This window comes from Streptomyces oryzae, assembly GCF_017676365.1.
GTDB classification, from domain to species: domain Bacteria; phylum Actinomycetota; class Actinomycetes; order Streptomycetales; family Streptomycetaceae; genus Streptomyces; species Streptomyces oryzae.
In genome coordinates, this window is sequence record NZ_JADKMA010000079.1 from 23700 (window position 1) to 31205 (window position 7506).

The following is a 7506-nucleotide window of genomic DNA, read 5'->3' on the forward strand; positions in this document are numbered from 1 at the left end:
CGGGGATTACGCCTTCGCGGCGGCCTCGAGCGCGGCGACGTCCAGTTTGTGCATGCTGAGCATGGCGCCGGTGACGGATTCGGCCTGGGCCGGCGATCCTTCGGAGAGGAGCTCGAAGAGGCGCCGGGGGACGATCTGCCAGGAGACGCCGTACTTGTCCTTGAGCCAGCCGCACGGGCCTTCCTGACCGCCGTCGGCGGTGAGCTGGGACCAGAGGGTGTCGATCTCTTCCTGGGACTCACAGTCCACCTGGAGGGACATCGCCTCGGTGAACTGGAACTCCGGGCCGCCGTTGAGGGCGACGAACTGCTGACCTGCCAGCTCGAAGAGGACCGTCATCACCGAGCCGGTCTCGCCGGGCGCTGCCTCGTTGTAGTAGGTGGTCTCCACGATCCGGGAGTCGTCGAAGAGCGAGGTGTAGAACTTCGCCGCCTCCTCGGCCTTCCCGTCGTACCAGAGAAACGTCTTGATCTTCTGCGGCTGCTTCATGGTGCGACCTCCTGGCGGGCCGGTGCGGTGTCTGTGGATACAGACCCGCACCGACGGCGGAACTCATCGGTGGGTACGACATCTCCCCCGCCCGGACTCCGCCGACCGGCTCAGTGGCCCAGGATGGTGCCGCCACGGTGATGCAGCCGATCGCCAGCCACTGGGCCGCACTCAGCTGTTCGCCCAGCGGGACGAATCCCGCGCAGCCCGTGGTGACCGGTTCCAGGGCCTGGATGGACGCCCAGCACGCGGACACGGGGAGGGTGGCGCAGCGCGGCTGGTTCGAGGGAGTAGGGCTCATATCCGAGAGTGCGGGCGCCTGGCCAGGTCAGTAGGCGCAGGTTTTGGAGACGGTACTCGCCTCGGGCGGCCCGGAAGGCAGCCCAGCACGGCGGTTCAGCGCGTCGTGAGGGTCAGGGCTCCGGGCCACTGGCGTTGGCGGAGCCGGGCACGGGCTTCAGGCTGTCGTGGTATCGGCTGGGTTGCGCGCATGCTCCGGTTGGGCGCTCATGCGGCGTCGGCTCGGGGTCTCTGGTCAAGCGCCATCGCTCAGGCTTCGGGACGTGAACCTCACGGGCTCGCGGAGTGCCGCCGCTGCTCCGTCGAGGTCTGCCAGGCGGGAGGCGAGCGTCGCCTCTGCCAGACGCTGTGGAAGGGCCGCGCTGAACTTCAGGCCCGTCAGAGCGCGGGGATCCACCGCGGGCAGGCACAGATGCTCGGAGCCCTCCGTGGCGGCCTGCTTCCACTCTCGGGGCGTGATGTCCTCGCGTAGCCTGATGTACGCGTCCGTGGGACGCTGGAGTGGGTCGGCGAGAGAGGTGAGCGTGGCGGCCAGGGTTGCATTGGCCCGGTATCCGGCCCAGGTCCACCAGCGGACGTTCGTGTCGCGTCCTCCCCGCGCGATCACCGTGCCACCAGGGTGCACCAGCTCGGCGGACGCGTCCCGAGCCTGAGCGAGGGCGCCTTCGGCGCGTCTGGTGAGCACGACCGGTGGAGTTGCGCCGAGCAGTACGTCTCGTGTTGCCCGCGCCAGCTCGTACGAGCTGGCGCGGGCGGGGCCCATCCCGCCCCAGCGGGCCCTGCCGCCGCCCTCCACCGGTTCGACGAAACAGCGACGCCGTGACCAGTCGATGTAGGTGACCTGCCAGCTGCGGCCGGCGAGCAGCAGCCGTCGGGGTCCGACCACCTCATCGGTGAGCAGGGCGGGGTCCGTCGTGCCGATCTGGGTGCGGCCGGACAGCACGGTGAACTCGGGTGCGGCCGTGAACACCGCGGTGAGATCCATGAAATGGCGGAAGCCGAAGCGGCGTTCGGCTTCCGGGCCGATGAACATCAGCCCGTCATCGAGGTCGACGTAGCCCTCATCGATCAGGTGACGTACGACCGGCTCCGCTGAAGCGCTGAACGGACCGAGCCCGCCCCACCACTCACGCCACAGCTGGTCACCGACCCGGTGCTCCTGAAGACACAGTGCAAGGATTTGCTGGGCCGCGATGTGCCGCGGCTCCGGGGGCGCGACGACCGGTTCGACCCAGCCGCGGGACCAGAGCAGGAGGAGGGCGGCGGCCGACAGCAGACCCGCCTCGTCCACCGCCAGGAAGAGGCAGTTCCGCGTGGAGCCGGGGCGCCGTCCGGTGCGGCCGAGGCGCTGCAGGAATGAGGCGACGGTGGCGGGTGCGTCGATCTGGATGACCCGGTCCAGGTCACCGACGTCGATGCCGAGCTCCAGCGTGCTCGTGGAGACGATCACACAGTCCCGGGCCTCGGCGAAGGCGTCCTCCGCGCGGCGTCGTTCGTCCACGGACAGCGAGGCATGGGACAGAAAGGTGGTCACGCCCTTCGTGCGCAACGCCTCGCCGAGCTTCTCGACCTGCCGGCGCGACTCACAGAAGACCAGCCGCTTCTCGCCCCGGTGCAGAGCTGCGATCACCGTTGCCGCATTGGCCAGCGAACCCACGTAGTCCAGCTCTATCTCCCCGGGCGGAGGAAGAACCAGTGCCTTCTCACGCAGGTGCGGTGCGACGACCCGAGCCGTGCGCTTGCCCGCCCCGGACCCCTGCAACCAGGTCAGCAGCTCCTCCGGGTTCCCCACGGTCGCGGAGAGGCCGACGCGCTGGACCGGTTTGTCGGCCACGCGCTCCAGCCGTTCCAGTACGGCCAGCAGATGCCAGCCCCGGTCGTCACCTGCGAAGGCGTGCACCTCGTCGACGACGATCGCCCGCAGCCCGGAGAAGAAGGCCCGGTGATCGACGTTCGCGCTGACGAGCATCGCCTCCAGCGACTCCGGGGTGGTCAGCAGGACATCCGGCCGGTCCCGCAGGATCCGTTTGCGGCGCGTGTGCGGGATATCGCCGTGCCAGAGCGCGGCCGTGCGCCCAAGCCATGAGGTGTACATCTCCAGCCGGGGCAGCAGGTTGTTCAGCAGCGCCTTGAGAGGACACACGTACAGCACCGAGGTGCCGGTCCAGCTCTGCTGCTCCATTCTCGACAGCAGGGGGAAGCACGCGGCCTCGGTCTTACCGCCTGCCGTAGGCGCGAGCAGTACAGCGTCCGAGCCGTCCAACAGCGGTGCGATCGCTTCTTCCTGGAGGGGCCGCAGGCGGGGCCATCCCAGGGAGTTCACGATGTGGTGCACGAGACCTCGGTGCAGCTGGTCCACCGGGTCCGGGCGCCCCTCGGCCGTGTCCGTCACGGAAGCTCCAGCGCGATGTCGTCGGCGCTTCCAGCCGCCATGGCGTTGCGCTCGACCTCGCTGAGCTCCGCCGTGTTCACGGTCAGGGCATAATGCTCGCGCGGGTCGAAGTCCTCGAACTGATCGACGCGGTCCAGGACGTCCCCGACGAGCTTCTTCAGGAACAGCCGGGGTGCGACCCCGACCTTTCCGCCCAGCGCCCCGCCCACGGCTTTGGCCAGGTCGGCGATGTACGCGTCGTCCGTGACCTTCTTGATGCGCTCCGGGCTCGACGATCCGCTCGCGTACAGGTCACGGATGGTCAGCCCCAGGCCGATGAGCGAGTCGAAAGTGAAGCCGGAAAGGCGCAGTTGCACCGCTCGCGGGTTGTCGAAGCGGGGGTCGGTGGTGAAGTCGGTGGCCAGCCGCTGGGCCAGGGGCGCCAGCCGCTGGACACCCTGCGGGCCGTCATAGAACGCGGGGGTCCCCGTGATCAGCAGGTAGAGGCCGGGGAAGCGTCCGGAGTGCACCTCGTCGATGAGCTGGCGCAGCGCGTTCAACGCCTTGTCCCGTGCGTCGGAGCGGATCCGCTGAAGTGTTTCCACCTCGTCCAGGACGACGAAGAGCCCCGCGTGCCCGGAATCGCGCAGCACGGTGAGGAGCCCCTGCAGAAAGCCCAGCGCGCCGAAGTGGTCCAGATCCCCCCGCACCCCGGCGGTCTTGCGGGCGGCCGCGGCCACATGGGGCTGTCCGCCCAGCCAGGCCATGACTGCTGACGCGATGGCTTCGTCACCCGCTGCCAGAGCGTTCCGGTATCCCCGAAGCGCGATGGCGAACGAGGGCGCCTGCCGGGAGACCTCCGCGAGTCTGGCCGTCATCAGCCGGTCGACCTCACCAGGCAGCTCCTCCTCCGCGGCTCCGGCGGCCAGGGCGTCCTCTTCCAGTGCGTAGGACCACGCGTCCACCACGGGCCGCAGGGCGCTCGGCGGAAAGCCGGGGGTGGCCAGCCGTTCGGTGAGGCGTCGGTAGACGGTCTCCAGCTTGTGCAGGGGCGTCTCGTTCTCGGAGATCTGAATCTCGGCGACGGCGAACTGACGGCGCTTGGCGCGCTCGCCGAGCCACCGGGTGAAGAACGTCTTGCCGGATCCGTACTCGCCCCGGACGGCCTTGAAGACGGACGCCCCCGACGCGACGGCGTCGAGTTCCGTGCCCAGAGCCTGCTCGAACCTGTCCAGCCCTGTCGCGAGGAGATCGAGTCCGCTCTCGGGGACGGCGCCGCGGCGCAAGGCATCAATCGCATCACGGCGCCTGGTGGCACTGACGGGTCCGCTGTGGCCGGGGCTCTTTGCGTTCACCTCATCAGTCTCGCACTGCGGGCGGTCAGTTCGGGCGGCCAGCGCAGCACTTGACGCACGGCTGGTCACTTGGTGCAATCGTCTGTTCACACCGTTCATCCTCAACGGGGGGAAGACCCAGCGTGGCGCTCGACAGCCTGAATCTAGGCGCTGTTCTCAAGGACGTCGCATCCGGAGCCCTTCAGCTCCCAGATTTCCAGCGGGACTGGAAATGGGACGACGAGCGCATCAGGGCTCTCATCGCGACGGTGACGCTCGACTACCCGCTCGGCGTGGTGATGGCGCTGCAGACCAACGGAGTATCCCCGCAGTTCAAACCTCGCACGCTCAAAGGAGCGGAGAGCGCGGAGGGCACCGTGCCGGACCTGCTGCTCTTGGACGGGCAGCAGCGGATGACATCATTGTTCCAAGCGCTGAGCCGGGAAGAGCCTGTCGAAACGGTCGACGCGCGCGGCAAGGAACTGAAGCGCTGGTACTACATCAACATCCGCCAGGCGGTCGGAGCACCGGCAGACCGTGACGAAGCCGTCGTCTCCGTGCCCGAGGACCGGATCCTGAGGTCGGATTTCGCCCGCAGGGTCGTGCTCGATCTGAGTAGTACCGAGCGTGAGTGCGAGGAAGGTTACTTCCCGCTGCATATCGTGTTCGATACGCAGCGCGTGAATGGATGGCTCCAGGAGTTCGTCAAGGCCGACGCGGCGAACTGGGATGTCTGGGGGGCGTTCGAGGAACATGTCCTCAACCGCGTGAGGCAGTTCCAGGTGCCCATGATCAAGCTCCCGGCCTCCACCACCATGGACGCCGTGTGTGCCGTGTTCGAAAGGGTGAACACCGGTGGCGTGTCGCTCAACGTCTTCGAACTGCTCACCGCCACCTACGCGGGCAATCAGGAACATGTCGCTGAACGCGGAGACTACTACCGGCTCCCGGTCGAGTGGGAGCAGATCAAGAAGGACCTGACCTCCTCCTATCCGGTGTTCGGACGCATGGAAGCCGGCGTCGAGGACGGCTTGAGCAGCAGCGACTTCCTGCAGGCCGTCGCCCTGGTGCGCACCTGGGAAGAGAAACAGGACGGCTTGCGCAGTTCGGTGTCCTGCAAGCGCCGCGACCTTCTGCAACTGCCACTCGCCGACTTCCGGCGCCTGGCGCCGGGGGTGGCGGAGGCGTTCAAGTGGGTGGGGTCGTTCCTGGAGCAGCAGTGCATCGTCCGTACTGCCGATCTCCCCTACCGCACCCAGCTCGTACCGCTGGCGGCCGTACGGACCGTTCTGGGGGAGGAGGCGGACACCCCCGCGGCGGAGGATCAGATCACTCGGTGGTACTGGAACGGCGTGCTGGGGGAGATGTACGGCGGATCAACGGAGAGCCGTTTCACTCGTGACGTGGAGCAGCTCATCGGCTGGATCCGGGGGTCGGACAAGACCCCTGACACGATCGCCGAAGCCGCCTTCCTGGACGACCGGCTGGACAGCCTGACAACTCGCAACAGCGCCGCGTACAAGGGAATTTATGCGCTGCTTGTGAAGCAGGGCGCGGTGGACTGGTACTTCACCGAGGCGCCGCTCAACGCGGGCAGGATCATCGAGTACAACGTGGAAGTACGGCAGATCTTCCCCAAGGGGTGGTTCGCCAAGCACGCACCTGCTCAGGCGGCGAAGAAGGCGAACTCGATCGTCAACAAGACGCCGCTGTCCGCTCGGGCCGGCCGGAGCCTCATGGGCTCTCCCACCGTGTACCTCAAGTCACTCGCGCTGGAGTCGGGGATGCGGCCCGAGTGGTTCGACGATGTCCTCGCCACCCATCTCATCGACCCTGCCATCCTTCACGAGGCAGACTTCGAGAGCTTCTACGAGAGCCGTTCCAAGCAGCTCCTGGAGCTTGTGAGGTCTGCGATGGGCAAGCGCACCGTCTTCCGTGACGTGACGGCCGGGTGAGCGGGAAGATGACGCAGACACCGCCGCAGGATCAGCTACTCGCGCTCAAGGGCAAGCAGGTCCCGGTCGCCGACCTTCTCGCGCTCTTCGGCACGCGGGTGAGGAACGACCCGTCCGTCCTGTTCATCACGCAGACGCTGAAGGACGTGGGTCTTTCGACCGTCCCTTACTTCGCCAACTGCAATCTCCGGGCAGAGGTGCGCATCCTCCCGCTCGAATCCGTGGCAGCCCCGGAATCGGACAGCGGAGATGGGGAGGAAGAGGAGGGAGAGGGACTGTCGCAGGGAGCGCTGCCGCAGCACTCCTTCAGGATCGGAGATCTGCCGGCGGCGCGGAACGGAGTCGATTCGGTTCCGTCCGACGCGCAGGTCAAGCAGGCTACACATCTGATGGCTGTCAAGAACTACTCCCAGGTTCCGGTCATCGATGGCACGTCGACACTGCGCGGTGTGGTCACCTGGAGTTCGGTCGCCAGGATGTACGAGAGGAATGAGGAAAACTCCCTGGTGAACGCGATGGTGGACGACCCGCCGATCGCCGACGTGCACAGGGACTTCTTCTCTTTGCTGCCGACGATCTGCGAGTACGGCTACCTGCTCGTCCGGGACATGAGCGGTCGCTTCACGGGGATCGTCACGGCCGCCGACATCACCGAGCGCTTCGACGCGACGGCGTGGCCTTTCTTCGTTGTCGGGGAAATCGAGTTCCGGCTCCGCAAGTGCCTGGGCGCGGCCCTCGATCCGGAGAACATCCGGGCCGTGCAGCATAAGAACAAGAAGACGGGCCTCATCACGGACCTGATGTTCAACGGCTATGTGAAGCTTCTCGACGGCCACCAGCAAGACCCGGCGCTCCGCCAGAAGGCGGATCAGAACTGGCAGGCTCTCGGCTGGACGCTCGCGGACCGTGTCCAGTTCGTGCACCAGCTCGACAGGGTGCGAGTCATCCGCAACATGATCGCGCACTTCGATCCTCAGCCGCTGTCGAAGAGCTTGTGCGAGGAACTGCGCCAGTTCGTCGGGCTGCTCCGCCAGTACACCTGACGTCCAGGGGGTGC

Annotated in this window: 5 protein-coding genes; 2 read left to right on the top strand and 3 right to left on the bottom strand. The window is 67.1% G+C overall.

The genetic code is table 11. The features are described from left to right. Positions 1-6: 6 nt before the first annotated feature. The 3 genes from ITI46_RS17110 to brxD form a co-directional block, all read right to left on the bottom strand. Positions 7-489, bottom strand: a complete 483-nt coding sequence (locus tag ITI46_RS17110) for a VOC family protein (RefSeq protein WP_209240431.1) — start codon at positions 487-489, stop codon at positions 7-9. Positions 490-1024: 535 nt separating this feature from the next. Next, complete coding sequence (locus ITI46_RS17115) at positions 1025-3181, bottom strand: DEAD/DEAH box helicase (protein ID WP_209240432.1); 2157 nt, start codon at positions 3179-3181, stop codon at positions 1025-1027. Then, positions 3178-4515 (bottom strand): BREX system ATP-binding protein BrxD, encoded by a 1338-nt coding sequence (brxD, locus tag ITI46_RS17120; protein WP_307808206.1) that lies wholly within the window; start codon positions 4513-4515, stop codon positions 3178-3180. Before brxD ends, ITI46_RS17115 begins: the two co-directional genes overlap by 4 nt. Before the next feature lie 122 nt (positions 4516-4637). Between brxD and ITI46_RS17125 the strand changes: the two genes are divergently transcribed. Together ITI46_RS17125 and ITI46_RS17130 are read left to right on the top strand one after the other, a co-directional pair. Then, entirely contained in the window at positions 4638-6449 is a 1812-nt protein-coding gene (locus tag ITI46_RS17125) for a DUF262 domain-containing protein (protein ID WP_209240434.1), read from the top strand. Between the two features lie 8 nt (positions 6450-6457). Continuing rightward, positions 6458-7492, top strand: a complete 1035-nt coding sequence (locus ITI46_RS17130; RefSeq protein WP_209240435.1) for a CBS domain-containing protein — start codon at positions 6458-6460, stop codon at positions 7490-7492. Positions 7493-7506: the final 14 nt, after the last annotated feature.

Coding starts and splice junctions, on each gene's coding strand:
- ITI46_RS17110 (WP_209240431.1), bottom strand. CDS start 489: ATGAAGCAGCCGCAGAAGATCAAGACGTTTCTCTGGTACGACGGGAAG.
- ITI46_RS17130 (WP_209240435.1), top strand. CDS start 6,458: ATGACGCAGACACCGCCGCAGGATCAGCTACTCGCGCTCAAGGGCAAG.